This window comes from Marinobacter sp. UBA2688 (assembly GCF_002352785.1).
Lineage (GTDB): Bacteria > Pseudomonadota > Gammaproteobacteria > Pseudomonadales > Oleiphilaceae > Marinobacter > Marinobacter salarius.
In genome coordinates, this window is the sequence record NZ_DELU01000024.1 from 267,800 (window position 1) to 285,682 (window position 17,883).

Genomic DNA, 17,883 nt, shown 5'->3' on the forward strand with positions numbered 1-17,883 from the left:
GCATTGCGAGGCAACAGGCGGCATTGGTCAGTTACGGGAGATCAGGGTGCCGACACCTTCATCCGTGAAGATTTCCAGCAGCGTTGCATGGGCTACGCGGCCATCAATGATGTGGGAGGTTCGAACACCATTCTCCACAGCGCTCAGGGCGCAGCGGATCTTGGGCAGCATACCGCCGTGGATGGTGCCATCGTCTATCAGCTCGTTGACCTGTTTTGCGGTCAATCCGGTCAGCACTTTGTCTTCCTTGCTCTTGAGGCCGGACACATTGGTTAGCAGGATCAGCTTTTCTGCCTTCATGGCTTCCGCCACCTTGCCCGCTACCAGATCGGCGTTGATGTTGTAGGACGCACCATCGGGACCAACACCAATCGGAGCGATCACCGGAATAACATTGCTACGGGTGAGCATGTCGATCACTTCCACGTTCACGCTGGCAACTTCGCCCACGTGACCGATATCAATGATTTCCGGACGCTGCAGCTCCGCGGAACGGTTCATGACTTCCAGCTTGCGGGCGCGGATCAGATTGGCGTCCTTTCCGGTCAGGCCAACTGCTGTACCGCCATGGGAGTTGATTAGCGAGACAATCTGCTTGTTAACCTGGCCGCCCAGCACCATTTCCACCACGTCCATGGTCTGGCTATCGGTAACGCGCATACCGTTCACAAAATTGGATTTGATGTTGAGGCGCTCGAGCAATTCACCGATCTGGGGGCCGCCACCGTGGACCACAATGGGGTTGATACCCACCAGCTTCATCAGAACGACATCACGGGCGAAGCTGCTTTTCAGCTCCTCATTTTCCATGGCGTTGCCGCCGTATTTGATCACCACCGTTTTTCCGGTAAACCGCTGGATATAGGGCAGCCCCTTACTCAGTACGGCCGCCACCTGCATTGCTGTTTCACGATCCAGAGCCATTCATCTTGCCTTGTTAGTCAGAAAAGTCGGTTCATTATTTCAGAGCTGTCAGAAATCCGCGACAAGGTCCGGAGCCGCCTTTTGAAGCTGCTCACGGAATACCGCCTTGATACGCTCGAGCGCCTCTTCGGTTTCAGCCTCGAAGCGGAGTACCAACACCGGTGTGGTGTTGGAAGCACGGCACAGGCCCCAGCCATCGGTAAATTCAACGCGGATACCGTCAATGGTGCTGATGTTTCCGTCACCGAAGTCCCCTTCGCGGCCCAGCTTTTCCATCAATGGGAACTTGGTCTCGTCGGAGACCTCCACGTTCAGCTCCGGGGTGCTGATATCTTCGGGGAAATCCTCAAAGACCTCATCGCAGTGCCGGTCTTCGATGCCAAGGATTTCCAGCAATCTGGCAGCGGAGTACAAGCCGTCATCAAAGCCCATCCAGCGTTCGCCGAAGAAGATATGCCCGCTCATTTCACCCGCCAGCAAGGCACCGGATTCCTTCATCTTGGCCTTCATCAACGAGTGACCGGTTTTCCACATGATTGGCCGGCCACCAGCCTCGGAGATCACACCCGCAAGGCGACGGCTGCACTTTACGTCGTACAGCACATCGGCACCGGGGTTGCGCGACACCACATCCCGGGCAAAAAGCATCAGCAGGCGGTCCGGCCAGATGATTTTCCCGGTGTTGGTCACAACGCCCAGGCGGTCGCCGTCGCCATCGAAAGCCAGGCCGATATCGGCGCCTTCGACCTTCACGCGCTCGATAAGGTCCGCCAGATTTTCCGGCTTGCCAGGATCGGGGTGATGATTGGGGAAATTACCATCCACCTCACAGTAAAGCGGTATCACTTCGCAGCCCAACTCTTCGATCAGTAGCGGTGCAAGCTCTCCGGCGATGCCATTTCCAGCATCCAGCACCACCTTCAAGGGCGCCGCAACCGCAATGTCACCCACGATACGATCCAGATAAGCGCGGCGCACATCCTCTGAAGACTGGGCACCATGGCCACTGGCAAAGTCACCCGTACGGATTCGCTGCAGCAGTTTCTGGATTGCCTCGCCGGACAGGGTTTCGCCACCCAGCATGATCTTCAGACCGTTATAGTTGGCCGGGTTGTGGCTGCCGGTCACCATAACACCGGAACCGTTATCCAGCTCGTGGGTCGCAAAGTAGAGTACCGGGGTGGGCACGGCCCCCACATGGATGACGTTGCATCCAGTGGCCATGACGCCCCGCGCCAGCGCATCGGCCAGGTCGGGGCTGGAATGCCGGCCATCGTACCCGATGCACAGACTGTCCACTCCCCGCTCAATAGCCTCACTGCCGATGGCACGGCCGATGACGGTGACAATATCCGCCGTCAGGGTATCGCCAACAATGCCACGAATGTCGTAGGCCCGGAATATGGTGTCTGAGACCTCGGCCTCAGGCAGGCTGACCTCTTCGACGTCTGGCGTATCGTCAAGGCCATCGGACCCGCCAAAGCCCAGCACATCGTCATCGCCATCAAGCATATCTATGTCCAGTACGTCCTTGTCCTGGAACAACGGCTCATCGGCGGTTGATGGGGATGGCTGCCGACTGCCCGGTTTCGGCCGCGCCGATTCACCGGCCTTGGCAACCCGTTTTTCCACCATCTGGGCGAGCCGGTGCAGCACTTCAGCCGTCGACGCCACCATGTCCCACTTCAACGTCGGTGGCTTCACCCGCTCACCACCAAAGACCTTATGGGCCCACTGGATAACGGCCGTTACGTCCTGTCGCAGCCCTTTCTGGGCATTGCCGAGCAAGACCCAGACAATGATTGCGGCGACCAGGGCCGGAACAAGCGCAAACACAATAGCCATCGTGCCACTGAAAAGCGGCGCGGGGGCAGTGGCAGGTTTGTATCGGAGCTTCCAGTCAGGGTTGACAAGATCCCGCTCGTACGTCGGGCCATTGCCACTACCGCGGCTGACGATGTTGCGGGTTGAACCATTTACCGACTGAACAAGGGAAAACTCTCCGCCCAATGCCGAGTTAACACCGGTCATCAGGGGTTGCAGCCGTGCGGCATCAAACACCACCAGGACACTGCCAGTGACGGCTCGACTCTGGGGGTTGCGAACCGGGGTCGACATCTGCAGATACCACTGGCCGTTGCGCGGAAACGCATCCGGGAAAAGCCTTTGCCCCGTCTCGGCGCGACGAGCAAGGTCCAGGCCGGAAAAACCCAGTGTGGGTTCGGAGGAGGTACGGGGAATGTCTCCGTAGGGGAAAAGGTAGACGGCCTCAATATCCGGCAACACCTTGGCAAGATTTGCTGCGGCGGCACTCAGAGAAGCCTCCCCTCTCAGGGCGGCGCGCACATAATCCTGATCGGCGACACCCTCAACCGTGGACTGCAGCAAGGCAAGCTGCTGATTGACGCGCACGGCCACGGCGTCTGCCTCCAGGGCAGCCTGACTGTCGTAACGACGGGACTCTGCCGGAACCGCCAACAGAAAATACAGCAATGCTGCCGAAGCCACGCCGGCAAGCACCACCACGACAGCCTGGGAAACGGCAACGGACGTCAGCCGTTTATGCCGTGGGCCGGTGGCTGATTTTTTCTCCTTGCTCTGTTTTTTTGTCTGCTTCCCGTCCGGTTTGGCATCGGGTGCAGCGTCCTCAGAGTTCTTCTTTTTACCAAGCTTCATAGTCCATCCTGCAGGTGTTATTCGCCCGAATTCTTCAATTATCAGGGAAGTATAGACCCTGAGCAGCGATCTGCGCCTGACGCCTCATCGCGTTCCCGTGGAACCAAAGCCGCCGTCACCTCGCACGCTGGCGTCAAAGGAAGACACCACTTCGAAGTCTGCCTGTACCACTGGCACCAGCACCAGCTGCGCAATACGCTCACCCACATCGATGGTGAACTCGCTTTGCCCCCGATTCCAGCAGGAAACCATTAACTCGCCCTGATAGTCGGAATCGATCAGGCCCACCAGATTGCCCAACACAATGCCATGTTTGTGGCCGAGACCGCTGCGGGGAAGAATCATCGCTGCCAACGAAGTATCCGCGATGTGAATCGAGAGTCCGGTCTTTATCAGTTCGGTCTGCCCCGGCTTCAGTGTGAGCGGTGCGTCCAGACAGGCGCGCAGGTCCAGCCCTGCAGAGCCATCCGTCGCATACTCGGGAAAAGGGACTGAACGACCGATCCGGTCATCCAGAATGCGTACCTGAAAGGTTTTGCGGGTCATTGAGTTTCCTTGTTACAGAGCGCCGGCTGCGCCAGCCTTTGATTTGAGGTGTTCGCCAATCAGTGCCATCAGTCGCTGAGCGATGGCCACCTTGGTGTCAGGCCCGATCGCCTCCTGGCCCTGGGCCCAGAAAGCAATCACTGCGTTACTGTCACTGTTGAAACCCAGCCCTGGCGTAGACACGTCGTTGGCCACAATCATATTCAGCTTTTTGCGTGTCAGTTTGTCGAGGGCATAATGCTCTACGTCCCGGGTTTCTGCCGCAAAACCCACGGTAAAGGGCGCATCGGCACGCGCAGCTATGGCAGCAAGGGTATCGGGATTACGCACCAGCGACAGACTCATGCCTTCATCCGTTTTCTTGATCTTGTCGCCAGCACAGCTGTCGGGGCGATAATCCGCCACCGCCGCCGTCGCAATAAACAGGTCGCAGCCTTCATCCACAGCGCCACTGGCACACTCCAGCATGTCTTGCGCGGTTGTCACACCGCGAACCTCAACACCCGCCGGCGCTTCGATGGACACCGGACCACTGACAAGGACGACGTCCGCACCGGCCATTCTTGCGGCTGAGGCCAACGCATACCCCATTTTGCCAGAGCTGTAATTGCTGATATAGCGCACCGGGTCAATCGGCTCCCGCGTAGGGCCCGCGGTTATAACCACACGCCGGCCCGCCAGCGGGCCTTTGGTGGCACCGGAAATCAGGTCAAACAACACAGTGGGCTCCAGCATTCGGCCCGGCCCGACATCACCGCAGGCCTGCGCGCCCTGGTCGGGCCCCAGGAGGGTCACCTGGGCATCCGCCGCCAGCAGCTCAATGTTTCTCTGGGTTCGGCGATTACCCCACATGGCTTGATTCATCGCCGGAGCCACTGCAATGGGGGCCTCTGTGGCACAACAAAGCGTGGTCAGAAGATCGTCAGCCATGCCCTGGGCCAGGCGGGCTATGAAATCCGCGGAGGCGGGCGCAATCACTACCTGATCGGCCCATTTTGCCAGTTCGATATGCCCCATTCCGGACTCTGCTTCCGGATCCAGCAAAGAGGTTCTGACCGGCTCAGCGCTAAGCGCCTGAAACGTCAGTGGTGTCACGAAGGCCTCGGCACCACGGGTCATCACAACCCGTACCTCGTGACCGGATTTTTTTAGCAGGCGAACCAGTTCTGCGCTCTTGTAGGCAGCGATGCCACCGGTCACGCCCAGCAGAATTCGTTTAGCGGCCATCAACGGCTCCGTATTCATCACGAAATGAAAGGCTTATAAGATAGCATGCCAGAGCGCTGCCGGCAGCCTCACAGCCATGCTAGAATTCCAGCCGTTCACCGGGCGACCCCCACCCCGGTATTTAAGGCGCAGGATGCGCGCAATAACGGTAGAAAGGACTCCACCATGTCACATTCAGACTGGCCCACCGACGAACGCCCGAGGGAACGCCTGCTGGCCCACGGCGCCAACAGCCTGTCGGACGCGGAACTGCTGGCCATTTTTTTGCGAACCGGCACTGCCGGCATGCCCGTGATGGCGCTCGCCCGCCATCTCACCGAAGCCTTCGGTGGCCTGCGAGGATTGATGACCGCTTCGCGCAGGCAATTCTGCGACGTCAAAGGGCTCGGTACTGCAAAGTACGCCCAGGTCCAGGCGGCTATGGAAATGGCCCGACGGGTCATGGACGAGCCACTTCGCCAGGGGGACCCATTGCGCTCGCCGGAGGATACCCGTCGTTTCCTGTGCAGCCGCCTTGGCACCTACCCCCACGAGGTTTTCTCAGGCCTGTTTCTGGATAACCGGCATCGGGTGATCCGCTATCAGGAGTTGTTCCGGGGGACCATTGACGGCGCAGCTGTCTACCCGAGGGAGGTGGTCCGGCAAGCCCTGGAGTTTAACGCAGCGGCGGTTATATTCGCCCATAACCACCCGTCAGGGGTCGCAGAGCCCAGCCAGTCGGACATTTCACTGACCCGGAGATTGAAAGAGGCACTGGAGTTGGTGGATATCAGGGTTCTTGACCATATGGTTGTCGGCCATGGTGAGGTAATATCACTTGCAGAACGGGGACTGATGTAAAGGGGCTGATGTAAACCTGTTGGCGCTTCATCGGAAAACTGGCCAAATTCCCAACAAATTTTTGCGTTGGGGAGGCAGTTCTGGTATAAAAGCGTCCCTTTCTGGCGGCGTCTGGCGAGCAGCGTGCATTTTTTGAGGCGCAGGTAGCAACCAGAGACCCGATTAAACGATTTAAATACGCATTTTCAGGACCAAAGCTCAGGTCGGAGGCAAGTATGTCCAGAGTCTGTCAGGTTACCGGTAAGCGACCGGTCACCGGTAACAACGTTTCTCACGCGATGAACCACTCACGTCGTCGTTTTCTGCCCAACCTGCAGAACCATCGCTTCTGGGTTGAATCAGAGAAGCGCTTCGTAAAGCTGCGCGTATCCACCAAGGGTATGCGTGTTATCGACAAAAAAGGCATTGACGCTGTGCTGGCCGATCTTCGTGCCCGCGGCGAGAAATTTTAAGGAGCCGCATCATGCGCGAGAAAATCAAGCTGGTTTCATCAGCAGGTACTGGTCACTTCTACACGACCAAGAAGAACAAGCGTAACACCCCGGAAAAAATCGAGATCAAAAAGTACGATCCGGTTGTCCGCAAGCATGTTGCGTACAAGGAAGCGAAGATCAAGTAAGATTTTCGTTACCCAAGAAACCCGGCCATGGCCGGGTTTTTTTGTGCCTGGCCTTAAAATGTTTCCAGATACCCTTTGGGCAACTTGATGTCCATGGCGATCGGCAAATGATCCGACACCGGATAGCTGACCACCTCTGACCGTCGTATCTCCAGGCTTGGGCTGACCAGTATGTGATCCAGCGCCCTCTCCGGTCGCCAACTCGGAAAACTGTGGGCCGTCTCGGGCAGCGGGACCAGGTTCGAATGCTTCAGCGGCGTATTGCTCAACAACTGCTCTGCGTGGTTATTCAGATCCCCCATGAGAACCACATGCTGATACTCGGAAATCAATTCCTGAATATACGCCAGTTGCCGCTGCTGAGCCGCTTTGCTGAGCGAGAGGTGCATCATCACCAACACCAGGGGGTCTTCCTCTGCCCCGTAACGGGCGATAATGGCACCCCGCCCCGGAATCAGTCCGGGCAACCGGTGCTCCTTCACATCCAGCGGACGATAACGACTCAGCAGGCCATTGCTGTGCTGAGCCAGCTGCCCAAGGTTCCGATTGAGCTGCTGGTACCAGTAAGGAATGCCTGAAGCCTCGGCCAGATACTGAACCTGATTGATGTAACCACTGCGCAGACTGCCACCATCACACTCCTGCAGGGCGACCACATCGTAGTTACTCAGCAGGGTGGCGATACGGTCCAGGTTCTGGATGCGGTTGCGGTGAGGCAGAAAGTGCTGCCAACTCCGGGTGAAGTAGTGGCGGTAGGAGGAGGTGTTGATGCCGACCTGGATATTGAAGGTCAGCAGCCGGATGTGACGATGCGCCTCAAACTCGGGAACGTGCTCATCGCCAGAACAAGCCCCGCGCGGGCCGTTCGTCGACCTGAGGATACCATTCAGCTGCTTGCGAATACGGTTGTACATGATGGCAGCTCAGACTCCTGACAAGGCCCGGTCACGGCCAGCGGACCGGGCCCATGCATTTACTCGGCCTGACCAGCACGCTCCTGCTCAATCAGGTAATCGACAACCTCCAATGCCGCTTCATGGCTACCCGCCATGGAAGCCGTAACCCTGTACTTGCCATTCACAAGCATAGTCGGTGTGCCGGTAACACGCGCACCCCGAATCTTGGCCTGAGCCTGCTGCATTTTGGCATTAACACCGAAACTGTTGTAATTCTTGAGGAATTCTTCGCCGTCGACACCGTGCCCGGCCACGAAATCAGCAAGAGCTTCACCCGAATTCAGCGGGCGACGCTCTCCCGCAAGCGCATCGAACAGTGCGTCATGAACCTTGTCCAGTTCTCCCATGGCTTCCAGCGCGTAAAAGGCCTTGGCATGGGGCTCCCAGGAGCGGCCGAGGGCCGCAGGAATTTTCACGTAGTTGACGTCTTCAGGCAGATCTTCCGCCCAGCTTTCGACCAGCGGCTTGAAGGTGTAGCAGTGGGGGCAGCCATACCAGAAGACCTCAGCCACCTCGATACCACTCTCACTGGCGGTTCTCACCGGGGTATCCAGCACCTGATAGTGCGTCCCTTCTTCCCAGTTGGCGGCGCTGGCCTGCGCAATAAACGACATGGCCAGGATGGATAGTGCGGCGTTCCGGATTAATCGGATCATTCATGGTCTCCGGTTATCTGATTGGATGATGTGAAAGGATTATGACCCAGCAGGCACGAAAAGTTCCACCGGGCATGGATTAAACAGCAGCAACTCATAAAAAACCCCGCATCAGCGGGGTTTTTTTCAGCCGTAGCGCGTGTCAGAGGTTACTGAAGACCGGACACGTAGCTCGAAACGGCCTTGATCTCAGAGTCGGTCAACTTGGCGGCGACATCCATCATGATGGATGCGTTCTGGCCAGCATCACGCTCACCGTCTCGATATGCCTTGAGCTGCTTTTCGACGTACTCGGCGCTCTGACCACTGAGCCTGGGGTAGCCGGCAGGCCCATTCCCCATGCCTCGAGGATTGTGGCATCCGGCACACGCCGGCACGCCAGAAGCCATGTTGCCACCGCGGTAAAGCATCTGCCCCTCTTCAACCAGATCGGGGTTGGCCTGGGCCACGGTAATGTCCTGACTGTCGAAATAGGCCGCAAGATCCTGCAGATCCTGGTCAGACATGTCGCTCAAAAGGCCCGTCATTTCGGCAATTTCACGCTTGCCTTCCTTGATCGCAACCAATTGCTGGTACAGATACTCTTCGCCAATGCCCGCCAATTTCGGGTAAACCGCCATGACCGGCTTGGCACCACCCTGGCCATGACATCCGGCACACACCGCTGCATTTGCTTCGCCTGCTTCAGGATCTCCCGCCCCGTGAGCCATCGCTGTGAGGCCAACACCGAGAACAACTCCTGCGATCAGTTTTTTCATGCTCGCTCCGCTTCTCTCATCCAAAAGTATTCTTCGTTATGCAGCCGGCAGGCACTGGCCAAGAAGGCACAAACCGGGGCTGTTCAGCAGCAACGCTCAGCGTACTGCCCGGATTTGGTGTAGCATTATACATTAATCCCTGATAACTGAAATCCAATAGGAATACCAACACCCGTGTCATCAGACCTGACTCAAAAAAGCCTCTCGTTCAACAGCGCCCGGTTCCTGATCAGTGCCTCACGCTTGGAGGAATGCCCTCCGGACCACGGTTCCGAGGTGGCCTTCGCCGGCCGCTCGAACGCGGGCAAATCCAGCGCCATCAATTGCATCACCACCAACGGCAAGCTGGCCCGTACCAGTAAGACCCCCGGGCGCACCCGGCTGATCAATTTCTTCTCACTCAACCGGGAAAACTGCCGGATGGTCGATCTGCCCGGGTACGGTTACGCCAAAGTGTCCCGGGATATGAAAGACGACTGGCAGAAACATCTGGGCCACTACCTGAATGATCGCCGCTGCCTGCGGGGGCTGGTACTGGTCATGGATATACGCCACCCATTAACGGACTTCGACCAAATGATGGTGGAATGGTGCGAACATAACAACCTTCCACTGATGATTCTTGCCACCAAGGCCGACAAGCTGAAATTTGGCCAGGCCAAAACGGCCATGATGGGCATTGCCAAAAAGTTGGAAGAGTTCCAGTGCGTGGAGCACCTGATTATGTTCTCGGCAACGTCAAAACGGGGAGTCGAAGAGTGCCGGGAGGCACTGACCGCCTGGCTGGAAACCGAGGACTAACTAGAGCGTGCCTCCACGCTCTATCCGGTAGCCCAGATCGATACGCGGCTCGGTGATGCCGGCACCGCCCAGGCGGGCCAGCAGCTCCTGGGCCGCCCTCTGGCCCACGGCCTCTCGTGGTGTGATCACACTCGCCAGGGGAGGTACCATCACACGGCCAACGTCGTGACCATGGAAACCGGCGATCGCAATCCGCTCTGGCACCGGAATACCCCGGCGCTGACACTCGAAAAACGCACCAATCGCAACGTCATCGTTGGTGCAGAAGATGCCATCAACGTCCGGATTCTCCTCCAGTATCCGCGCCATCAGGGTGGCACCCACACTAAAAGACGAGCGTTGCTCGCTGCGCAGGGTGACTGGCGTCAGCCCCTGCTCTTCCATTGCCCGGCTGTACCCTTCCTGACGTTGCAAGGTACGGGCATCCAGCCGCACGGCGAGATAGACCACGCGCCTGCGTCCAAGCCGGATCATCTCCCGCACCATGTCATAAGCCGCGCTGACGTTATCAAACCCGACAGCCTGCTCGAACGGGGTCGAATGCGTGTCCATGATTTCCACGGTGGGCACCCCAGCGGTCTGAAGCATCCTCAGCGTGCGGCCCGTGTGCTGACTCTCGGAGAGAATCACGCCGTCCACGTTGTAGGACAGCAGCGATGACAGACTGCGCTCCTCAATCTCGGGGCTGTAGCCGTAGTGAGACAGCATCAGGTGGTAACCGGCGGGCTCGGTAACCGCTTCCACACCCTTGATCACATCCGCAAAGACCTGGTTGGTCAGGGACGGAAGCAACACACCAATGGCGTGGCTGGTGGACTTGGACAACAGGTCCGGCGCGCGATTGGGGATATACCCCAGTGCTTCGGCTTCGGCAAAGATCCGCTCCCGCATAGGCTTGGAGACATTGTCTGCACCACGAAGGCAACGGCTGACCGTCATCTTGGTGGCACCAACCCGGTCCGCAATGTCCTGCAATGTGGGACGTTTGTTCTTTACCATTTACGGCTCCAGCCAGAACGTTCAAAGAGGCCTATCATACCCGAGCCCGACAAGGCAGTGACGGATCACTTGCTCCGGCGTACCGGAGACATCGACGGCCACCGCGTTTTCACCCGGCCCCGGCTCCTCCAGCAAATGGAACTGGCTCTCCAGCATCGCGTGACCATTGAAGTAATGATCGGTTCGGCTGGAGTGGCGCGCCCAGATGGTTTCAAAATCCCCCTTGAGATAAACGAACCGGGTTTCCGGGCTGCCCCCCTGCAAACGCTTGCGGTAGACGCGCTTCAAGGCGGAACAGGCCAGCACCAGGCCACCCTCTTCCCGCCGGATCAACTTGGCGAGGTCATCCAGCCAACCGAGACGATCCTCATCGGTCAGCGGAATACCGGCTGCCATTTTCTCCACGTTGGCACGGCTGTGGTAATCGTCCGCGTCGAAAAACGGAACGCCGAGTTCCTGTGCAAGCCTGGCCCCGGTGAGGCTTTTGCCACACCCGGACACGCCCATCACCACGATTTTTGGTGTCTTTGGTGTCATCCTTTCACTCATGTCACTGCCACCATAGCGCCAATTGAGGGAACACAATCAGCAGACCAAGGGCGACCACCTGAAGCGCGATAAACGGCAGCAGGGCACGGAAGATCTCCCCCAGGGAGATGTCTTTTGGCGTCACGGTCTTGAGATAGAAGGCCGCCGGGCCAAACGGCGGTGACAGGAAGGACACCTGCATGTTCATGCAGAACACCACCCCGAACCAGATCGGGCTATAGCCCAGTTCCGTCACAATCGGCACGAAGATCGGCATGGTGAGCAAGGCAACGCCGACCCAGTCCAGGAACATACCCAGGATGAGCAGGATCAGCATCATGAACAGGATCGTCGTCAGGCCATGGCCACCGCTGACGGCGAAAACCATGTCGCGGACGAAATCGATACCGCCCATGAGGTTGTAGACGCCCACCAGAGCGGTTGCGCCGATACCAATCCAGATAATCATGCCGCACACCCGCAGCGTGCTGATGGTGGCCTTGCGCACCATGGCAAGGGACAGCTCACCACGAATCCAGGTGCTGATGGCAATACCCATCACACCCAGGGCCGAGGCTTCCGTGACCGACGCCACACCGCCATAGATGCTGCCCAGCACCACAACCACGGACAGCAGGGGAAACAGCAGTGCCTTGAAGAAATTCGGCATTGGTGTTTCAGGTGTGTCCTGATCCGAGGGCAGCGGCGCCATCTCCGGCTTCAGCCAAACCCGGATCAACACATACCCCATATAGAGCAGCGCCAGTATCAGTGCGGGCAAGAAAGCCCCTTTGAAGAGGTCGCCGATGGACACGTTGGCGGTCAGCCCGTAGATAATCAGTACGATACTGGGAGGCAGCATGGTGCCGAGTGCCCCACCGGCACAGGTGGTGCCGATGGCGAGTTTGCGGTCGTACCCCAGGCGCAGCATTTGCGGCAGCGCCAGGATGCCCAGCAACACCGTCTCGCCACCGATCACACCGGACATGGAGGCGAGGATCACCGCCACCACCAGCGTCTGGATGGCCACACCACCTCGGAGTTTGCGACCCAGGCGGGCCATGGCATCGAACAGGTCCCGGGCAATGCCGGAATGATCCAGCAGCGAGGCCATCAACACGAACATCGGCACCGCCAGGAACACATAGTTGCCGATAAAGCTGTACAGACGGCTGCTGACAATGGGCAGGGCATCCGGGCCAAACCAACCGAGCGCGAACACAAGAGCGACCAGACCGGTGGCAAACGCCAACTGCATACCGGTCAGGAGCAATACAATCAGCATGACAAGCATCAACAGGCTGCCATAGCCGATACCAAGGGAGGCCAGTTCAAACATCATTTATCTCCCTTGCCACGAAGGTCGCGAATAAGGTGCAACAGGAACTGAAGCGTCATGACCGCCACCGCAATCAGGATGACCACCTTCAGCAGCGCGGGAAACGGCGGGTTCCAGGCAGAGCCGGAGGTTTCCAGTCGCCAGCCACCCCAGGGCGCCCGCACGGCTTCGGTCGCCATCGACCAGCTGGCGAACAGCAGCATGCCGCAGAAGGCAAGTCCCAGCAGATGGTGGACAACCCGCAACCAACGCTGGGCACGGTGAGAGACGGCGTCATAGATCAATACAATACGCACGTGTCGATCGGTAGCCAGGGCATAAAGCCCGCCAATGACAAACAGTGTGGCACCTGCAAAGGTCACGGTTTCGTGCACCCAGAGCGTGGGGGAATCAAACACATAACGGCGGACAATCTCGTAAAACGACACCACGACAATCGCGGCAAAGACCAGGCTCAGCCTCTTGCCAAGCCAGACAATGGCCTTGTCCAGCCAGGTAAACCCGACATCCTCGCCCTTATCAGGCTGGATATCTTCGCGATCAGAACCGGACGCCGGGGCATCTGTGTTGTTTTCAACGGACATAATGAACTCCTCGCTCCGGGGCCTTAGGGCGCCCGGAGGCTGATATCGAGGGAACCTGTTTTAGAGGAGGCCCTGGGACTCCAGGTACTCAGTCACCGACTGGTAGACCTTCTCGGCATTGGGCGACTGTTCTGCGTAGACCTGCCACTGGTCACGGGCAATGGTGCGGAACTTCCGACGCTCTTCGGCGGACCAGTCGTGGATGGTAATGTCCGGGTTGGCCCGGGCTTCGTTGACAGCTTCACGATCGGCCATCGCCAACTGGGTGCTGATATCCTGGGCAAAGTCTCGGGCGGATACCGTCATGATGGCCTGAATGTCCTCTGGCAGCTTGTTCCACTCCTTGAGGTCCATCGCGATTTCAATCAATGGCAGCGAATGGAAACCAGGGTTGACCGGGTGCGGCGCAATCTCGTTCAGACCGGCCTCATGGTTGGTGGAAAACACGGTGTAGTCCGCGGCATCAATCACACCCTTGCTCAACGCCGTGTAGACTTCAGACCCCGGCAGGTTCACGGGGGATGCGCCCGCGGCGGCAAAGACAGACTGCACCAGCCCTTCCGGTGCGCGCATCTTCAGCCCCTTGAGATCCTCGACGCCATCCAGCGGTTTCTTCGACACAAACGACTCCACGCCGGTACCGCCACCGCCGACAAATTTCACGCCATAGGGCTTGTAGAGCTCGTTCATCAACTCATAGCCGCCACCATGGTTGATGTAATCAATGAGCTGGTCCGGGCTGGACCAGGCGCCAACGGTGTTGCCGATCAGGCCGAATGCAGGATCCTTTCCCGAGAAATACCCGGTCACGGAAATATGGCCATCCAACACGCCCATTTTCATGGCGCCGAGGGTTTCGGTGTGGCTGACAACGCTACCCACCGGCAGCAGGTCAATCTCGACACGACCACCGGTCATCGCTTCTACCCGGTCGGCCCACGCCTGCTGGATCTCGAAGTTCTTGACGCCGGAAGGATCTGAAGACTGGAACTTGAAGGTGAAATCGGCGGCAAGGGCATTGCACGCCAGGGTGGCTGACAGAAGGCCAGCTGCGAGTCTTGTCGGGAACATATTGGTATCTCCTGATTGTTTTTGTGCCGGCGCATGTTACCGGTAACATTCACGAGTTTATTGGATTTAAAACGCTCTGACAAGGATGCAATGGAAGGTCGGTTTGGGGTTATGAGGGGAGGGCTGGCATAAAAAGCCGACCTGCCAGAAGACAGGCCGGTGAAACGTCAGGGTTTGCGACGTGCTAAAACCTGAGAACTCACTCAGGAGACACCGAGAATGTCCGAATCCCCGATGTCGTAACTATTGACACGCCAATTGATCAAAAGTTCCTCAATGATTCCAGATGGGTTCGCCCTGCCCTGAAACCGATGCGTCAGCCGCATCCGGCAAACGCGGACGATACTTCTCCCGCAACGTCATCACCTGCTCCCGGTAATCCGCCGTCAGATAGGGAATCTCCAGGGTCAGCACCTGATAGATGCCCTGCTTCAGCTCGGTCAGAGTCAGGCTCGCAGAGGCCTCAGAGGCGTGGGCGGTTTTCAGGAAAGCCATCCAGTTGGTAATGACCAACCATACGTTCAGGGACATCGCGGAACGCAGCTCTTCAGGCTGAGGCTCGATAATTCCCGCCTCCGCCAGCTTCTCGAATATCCGGCTGATCGCCGCCAGACAGCGGTTGGTGAACTCGCGGTAGTCCTGGCGCAGGCGTTGATCACTGTCGAGCAGGTATTCCAGGTCGCGGTGAAAAAACCGATAGCTCCAAAGGCCATCGAACACCGATTCGAGATAAAAGGTCAGGTCATCCAGAGTAATGGGCCGGTTCTCCGGGATATCCAGGTAAAAATCCACCAGCTTTTCATACTCGAGAAAGATCTCGTAAATGATGTCGGACTTGTTACGGAAGTGGTAATACAGGTTGCCCGGCGATATCGCCAGGTGGGCGGCGATATGGTTGGTGGTTACGTTGCGCTCTCCTCTTTCGTTGAACAGATCAAGGCTCGAAAGAAGAATCTTGTCTCGGGTTTTCATAGGCTCAGCAATGCGTGTTGTTGTGTGGGTGCCTGTGCTTTGGCGCTGCGATCCGTGGATGGCCCGATCAGCCATTAGGGCCAGCTTGACTACCTAGAGTATATACTCTAATAATAGCCCCAAGCGCAAACTGAATACTTTTTCACCACCGCATTCAGGAGCTGTCACAGGCTCCACGAACAATAAGGGCGGCGACCCGGCAGGCCGGGGCCGCGAGGAGAGAGCGATATGGTAGCCACCGTTGTCCAGCTGACTGAAAGCAAGAAGCACATCCAGCACACCCACCGTGTGTTTGAGGACCAGAAGAAGGCGTTTCGCAACAACCCGATGCCGTCGCTAACCGAGCGTCAGGAGAATCTGAAGCGCCTCAAGCGCGTACTGCTGTCCAATCAGGATCGGTTACTGGACGCCATCGACCGGGACTTCAGCTGTCGTTCGAAGGACGAATCGCTGATTGCGGAAGTGATGCCGTCCATTCAGGGCATCAACTACACCCTGAAAAACCTGGAAGGCTGGATGAAGCCCTCCAAGCGGCATGTGTCCGTGTTGTTCCAGCCCGCCAGCAACCGCGTTCACTACCAGCCTAAGGGTGTTGTGGGCGTCATCGTGCCCTGGAACTACCCTCTGTATCTGGCCGTTGGGCCGTTGGTGGCCTCACTGGCTGCGGGTAACCGTACGATGATCAAGATGTCGGAGTTCACGCCGCACACCTCTGCTTTGTTCAAGGAGATTGTCGAATCTGCGTTTCCGGAGGACCTGGTCTGTGTGATTAACGGTGAGGCGGATGTCGCCGCAGACTTTTCCAGCCGGCCCTTCGATCACCTTCTGTTCACCGGCTCCACGTCGGTGGGCAAGCTGGTGATGCGGGCAGCCGCGGAAAATCTCACGCCGGTGACTCTGGAACTGGGCGGCAAGTCGCCTGCCGTCGTATCGCCGGATGTTCCGATGGAAGACGCCGCCCAGCGTATCGCTTTCGGCAAGGCACTTAATGCGGGCCAGACCTGTGTGGCACCGGATTATGTGTTGTGCCCGGCAGACCGTGTGCAGGCATTTGTGGATGAGTATCGCCATCAGTTTGCGGCGATGTATCCGAGCCTGCGGGATAACGAGGATTACACGGCGATTATCAATGAGCGCCAATATGACCGCCTGCAAGGCTATCTTGACGATGCGCGGGAAAAAGGGGCCGAGCTGATTGAGATCAATCCGGCCAATGAGAACCTGAAGGATGGCACCCGCAAGATGCCGATTACGCTGGCGCTGAAGACCACGCCGGATATGAAGATCATGCAGGATGAGATTTTCGGGCCGATTCTGCCGATCATCAGCTATGGCAACCTGGATGAGGCGATCCATTACATTAATGACCGTCCTCGCCCGCTAGCGCTGTATTTCTTCGGTTACGACAAGTCGATGCAGGAGCATGTGGTCAACCAGACACATTCCGGTGGCATGTGCATCAACGATGCACTGATGCACGTTGCCCAGGATGACCTGCCATTTGGTGGTATCGGTGATTCGGGGATGGGGCATTACCACGGCAAGGAAGGTTTCCTGACGTTCTCTCATCAACGGGCGATTTTCAGTAAGCAGAAGTTCAACAGTGGCAAGTTTGTGTATGCGCCGCACGGAACGACGGCTCACAAGATGGTATATAAGTTGTTTATTCGGTGACTTGGGTGCTGGTCGCCGGCCAAAAAAAGACAATAAGAACAAGAGAGTCGTTATGCCTGAAAGCCTTTCTCGATCCGTGCAAACGGACCTTTCCGATTCCGCCATGGACCGTCGGAGTTTTCTCCGGACCGGGCTTGGTGGAGCCATGTTCCTCGGCACGGTGAGTGTGACCGCTGGCCTGTCCGGCTGTGCAACCGCGCCCGCCGGGCGGGACTATCCGATGCCGGGGGCGATGGACCAGAGCTACGAGTTCCAGTTCCTGACCCGCGACGACATTGTGTTGTTCCAGGCATTGCTACCAGCCATGGTGGGCCCCGGGCTGACTGAGGAGCCCGTGGTTCGCCGCCAGCAGATTCAGGCGACGATTGAGCGCATTGATGCCGGGATTCATCAGTTCGGACCCGCCAACCAGAAGGAGTTGCGGGGTCTGTTTGACCTGCTGAACTTCGGGCTGACACGGGTGACGGTTGCCCGGATCTGGTCGAGTTGGGAGAACGCCAGCACGCAGTCCGTGGATGCCTTCCTTGAGCGCTGGCGCACCAGTGGTGTTGGGCTGTTCAACAACGGCTACATCGCCCTGACCAAGGTCAGTAACGTGGCGTTCTATGGCCACGAAGACCACTGGCACCTCTCCGGCTACCCCGGACCACCCGCCTGGGCCGTGGACGCCCTGCCCCAGTTCAAAGACAACGCCTGAGCCAACCGGAGCATTA

At 57.9% G+C, this 17,883-nt stretch carries 19 protein-coding genes; 6 read left to right on the plus strand and 13 right to left on the minus strand.

Annotated elements, in window-relative coordinates; translation table 11 throughout:
* Nucleotides 1–27: 27 nt before the first annotated feature.
* From argB to coaBC, 4 genes are all read right to left on the minus strand, one after another.
* Nucleotides 28–924 carry an acetylglutamate kinase gene (gene argB / locus B3M52_RS14385; RefSeq protein WP_007153745.1) on the minus strand — a complete coding sequence of 299 codons (897 nt, stop codon included), beginning with the start codon at nucleotides 922–924 and terminating at the stop codon, nucleotides 28–30.
* Nucleotides 925–972: 48 nt separating this feature from the next.
* Nucleotides 973–3,600 (minus strand): phosphomannomutase/phosphoglucomutase, encoded by a 2,628-nt coding sequence (locus B3M52_RS14390; RefSeq protein WP_075194214.1) that lies wholly within the window; start codon nucleotides 3,598–3,600, stop codon nucleotides 973–975.
* 84 nt (nucleotides 3,601–3,684) lie between these two features.
* Nucleotides 3,685–4,146, minus strand: a complete 462-nt coding sequence (gene dut / locus B3M52_RS14395) for a dUTP diphosphatase (RefSeq protein WP_007153743.1) — start codon at nucleotides 4,144–4,146, stop codon at nucleotides 3,685–3,687.
* 12 nt (nucleotides 4,147–4,158) lie between these two features.
* Nucleotides 4,159–5,373, minus strand: coding sequence for a bifunctional phosphopantothenoylcysteine decarboxylase/phosphopantothenate--cysteine ligase CoaBC (gene coaBC, locus B3M52_RS14400; protein WP_075194213.1), 1,215 nt, complete (start codon nucleotides 5,371–5,373; stop codon nucleotides 4,159–4,161).
* A gap of 165 nt (nucleotides 5,374–5,538) precedes the next feature.
* Here coaBC and radC point away from each other — a divergent pair, with 165 nt between their 5' ends.
* From radC to rpmG, 3 genes are all read left to right on the plus strand, one after another.
* Entirely contained in the window at nucleotides 5,539–6,213 is a 675-nt protein-coding gene (radC, locus tag B3M52_RS14405; protein ID WP_036210865.1) for a RadC family protein, read from the plus strand.
* A gap of 215 nt (nucleotides 6,214–6,428) precedes the next feature.
* A complete protein-coding gene (gene rpmB / locus B3M52_RS14410; protein ID WP_027829915.1) occupies nucleotides 6,429–6,665 on the plus strand; it encodes a 50S ribosomal protein L28 in 237 nt (78 codons plus the stop codon).
* An 11-nt stretch (nucleotides 6,666–6,676) separates the two neighbouring features.
* Nucleotides 6,677–6,832: a 50S ribosomal protein L33 gene (rpmG, locus tag B3M52_RS14415; RefSeq protein WP_008173465.1), complete on the plus strand. Its 156-nt coding sequence runs from the start codon at nucleotides 6,677–6,679 to the stop codon at nucleotides 6,830–6,832.
* Between the two features lie 53 nt (nucleotides 6,833–6,885).
* Here the strand turns inward: rpmG and B3M52_RS14420 are convergent, their stop codons facing one another.
* The 3 genes from B3M52_RS14420 to B3M52_RS14430 all read right to left on the minus strand — a co-directional run bounded on the left by B3M52_RS14420 (nucleotide 6,886) and on the right by B3M52_RS14430 (nucleotide 9,202).
* Complete coding sequence (locus tag B3M52_RS14420) at nucleotides 6,886–7,746, minus strand: endonuclease/exonuclease/phosphatase family protein (RefSeq protein WP_036210862.1); 861 nt, start codon at nucleotides 7,744–7,746, stop codon at nucleotides 6,886–6,888.
* Between the two features lie 59 nt (nucleotides 7,747–7,805).
* Nucleotides 7,806–8,444 carry a thiol:disulfide interchange protein DsbA/DsbL gene (locus B3M52_RS14425; RefSeq protein WP_036210859.1) on the minus strand — a complete coding sequence of 213 codons (639 nt, stop codon included), beginning with the start codon at nucleotides 8,442–8,444 and terminating at the stop codon, nucleotides 7,806–7,808.
* A gap of 149 nt (nucleotides 8,445–8,593) precedes the next feature.
* Nucleotides 8,594–9,202 carry a c-type cytochrome gene (locus B3M52_RS14430; RefSeq protein ID WP_036210856.1) on the minus strand — a complete coding sequence of 203 codons (609 nt, stop codon included), beginning with the start codon at nucleotides 9,200–9,202 and terminating at the stop codon, nucleotides 8,594–8,596.
* A 174-nt stretch (nucleotides 9,203–9,376) separates the two neighbouring features.
* Here B3M52_RS14430 and yihA point away from each other — a divergent pair, with 174 nt between their 5' ends.
* A complete protein-coding gene (gene yihA, locus B3M52_RS14435; RefSeq protein ID WP_036210853.1) occupies nucleotides 9,377–10,003 on the plus strand; it encodes a ribosome biogenesis GTP-binding protein YihA/YsxC in 627 nt (208 codons plus the stop codon).
* Here the strand turns inward: yihA and B3M52_RS14440 are convergent, their stop codons facing one another.
* The 6 genes from B3M52_RS14440 to B3M52_RS14465 all read right to left on the minus strand — a co-directional run bounded on the left by B3M52_RS14440 (nucleotide 10,004) and on the right by B3M52_RS14465 (nucleotide 15,496).
* Nucleotides 10,004–11,002: a substrate-binding domain-containing protein gene (locus B3M52_RS14440; RefSeq protein WP_075194212.1), complete on the minus strand. Its 999-nt coding sequence runs from the start codon at nucleotides 11,000–11,002 to the stop codon at nucleotides 10,004–10,006.
* A 21-nt stretch (nucleotides 11,003–11,023) separates the two neighbouring features.
* On the minus strand, nucleotides 11,024–11,551 hold the full coding sequence (locus B3M52_RS14445) for a gluconokinase (RefSeq protein WP_226909980.1): 528 nt from the start codon (nucleotides 11,549–11,551) through the stop codon (nucleotides 11,024–11,026).
* Nucleotide 11,552: 1 nt separating this feature from the next.
* Nucleotides 11,553–12,869, minus strand: a complete 1,317-nt coding sequence (locus tag B3M52_RS14450; protein ID WP_036210847.1) for a TRAP transporter large permease — start codon at nucleotides 12,867–12,869, stop codon at nucleotides 11,553–11,555.
* Nucleotides 12,869–13,453 (minus strand): TRAP transporter small permease subunit, encoded by a 585-nt coding sequence (locus B3M52_RS14455; RefSeq protein ID WP_075194211.1) that lies wholly within the window; start codon nucleotides 13,451–13,453, stop codon nucleotides 12,869–12,871. Before B3M52_RS14455 ends, B3M52_RS14450 begins: the two co-directional genes overlap by 1 nt.
* Nucleotides 13,454–13,513: 60 nt before the next feature.
* Nucleotides 13,514–14,524 (minus strand): TRAP transporter substrate-binding protein, encoded by a 1,011-nt coding sequence (locus B3M52_RS14460; RefSeq protein WP_075194210.1) that lies wholly within the window; start codon nucleotides 14,522–14,524, stop codon nucleotides 13,514–13,516.
* A gap of 273 nt (nucleotides 14,525–14,797) precedes the next feature.
* Nucleotides 14,798–15,496, minus strand: coding sequence for a TetR/AcrR family transcriptional regulator (locus B3M52_RS14465; protein WP_075194209.1), 699 nt, complete (start codon nucleotides 15,494–15,496; stop codon nucleotides 14,798–14,800).
* 228 nt (nucleotides 15,497–15,724) lie between these two features.
* On the opposite strand from B3M52_RS14465, the gene B3M52_RS14470 reads away from it, so the two are divergent.
* Together B3M52_RS14470 and B3M52_RS14475 are read left to right on the plus strand one after the other, a co-directional pair.
* Nucleotides 15,725–17,170, plus strand: a complete 1,446-nt coding sequence (locus B3M52_RS14470) for a coniferyl aldehyde dehydrogenase (protein ID WP_036210839.1) — start codon at nucleotides 15,725–15,727, stop codon at nucleotides 17,168–17,170.
* A 52-nt stretch (nucleotides 17,171–17,222) separates the two neighbouring features.
* A complete protein-coding gene (locus tag B3M52_RS14475; RefSeq protein WP_051947069.1) occupies nucleotides 17,223–17,867 on the plus strand; it encodes a hypothetical protein in 645 nt (214 codons plus the stop codon).
* Nucleotides 17,868–17,883: the final 16 nt, after the last annotated feature.

Coding starts and splice junctions, on each gene's coding strand:
- coaBC (WP_075194213.1), bottom strand. CDS start 5,373: ATGGCCGCTAAACGAATTCTGCTGGGCGTGACCGGTGGCATCGCTGCC.
- B3M52_RS14445 (WP_226909980.1), bottom strand. CDS start 11,551: ATGAGTGAAAGGATGACACCAAAGACACCAAAAATCGTGGTGATGGGC.
- B3M52_RS14440 (WP_075194212.1), bottom strand. CDS start 11,002: ATGGTAAAGAACAAACGTCCCACATTGCAGGACATTGCGGACCGGGTT.
- argB (WP_007153745.1), bottom strand. CDS start 924: ATGGCTCTGGATCGTGAAACAGCAATGCAGGTGGCGGCCGTACTGAGT.
- B3M52_RS14475 (WP_051947069.1), top strand. CDS start 17,223: ATGCCTGAAAGCCTTTCTCGATCCGTGCAAACGGACCTTTCCGATTCC.
- B3M52_RS14460 (WP_075194210.1), bottom strand. CDS start 14,524: ATGTTCCCGACAAGACTCGCAGCTGGCCTTCTGTCAGCCACCCTGGCG.
- B3M52_RS14450 (WP_036210847.1), bottom strand. CDS start 12,869: ATGTTTGAACTGGCCTCCCTTGGTATCGGCTATGGCAGCCTGTTGATG.
- B3M52_RS14470 (WP_036210839.1), top strand. CDS start 15,725: ATGGTAGCCACCGTTGTCCAGCTGACTGAAAGCAAGAAGCACATCCAG.
- radC (WP_036210865.1), top strand. CDS start 5,539: ATGTCACATTCAGACTGGCCCACCGACGAACGCCCGAGGGAACGCCTG.
- rpmB (WP_027829915.1), top strand. CDS start 6,429: ATGTCCAGAGTCTGTCAGGTTACCGGTAAGCGACCGGTCACCGGTAAC.
- B3M52_RS14420 (WP_036210862.1), bottom strand. CDS start 7,746: ATGTACAACCGTATTCGCAAGCAGCTGAATGGTATCCTCAGGTCGACG.
- B3M52_RS14390 (WP_075194214.1), bottom strand. CDS start 3,600: ATGAAGCTTGGTAAAAAGAAGAACTCTGAGGACGCTGCACCCGATGCC.
- B3M52_RS14465 (WP_075194209.1), bottom strand. CDS start 15,496: ATGAAAACCCGAGACAAGATTCTTCTTTCGAGCCTTGATCTGTTCAAC.
- B3M52_RS14425 (WP_036210859.1), bottom strand. CDS start 8,444: ATGATCCGATTAATCCGGAACGCCGCACTATCCATCCTGGCCATGTCG.
- rpmG (WP_008173465.1), top strand. CDS start 6,677: ATGCGCGAGAAAATCAAGCTGGTTTCATCAGCAGGTACTGGTCACTTC.
- dut (WP_007153743.1), bottom strand. CDS start 4,146: ATGACCCGCAAAACCTTTCAGGTACGCATTCTGGATGACCGGATCGGT.
- B3M52_RS14430 (WP_036210856.1), bottom strand. CDS start 9,202: ATGAAAAAACTGATCGCAGGAGTTGTTCTCGGTGTTGGCCTCACAGCG.
- B3M52_RS14455 (WP_075194211.1), bottom strand. CDS start 13,453: ATGTCCGTTGAAAACAACACAGATGCCCCGGCGTCCGGTTCTGATCGC.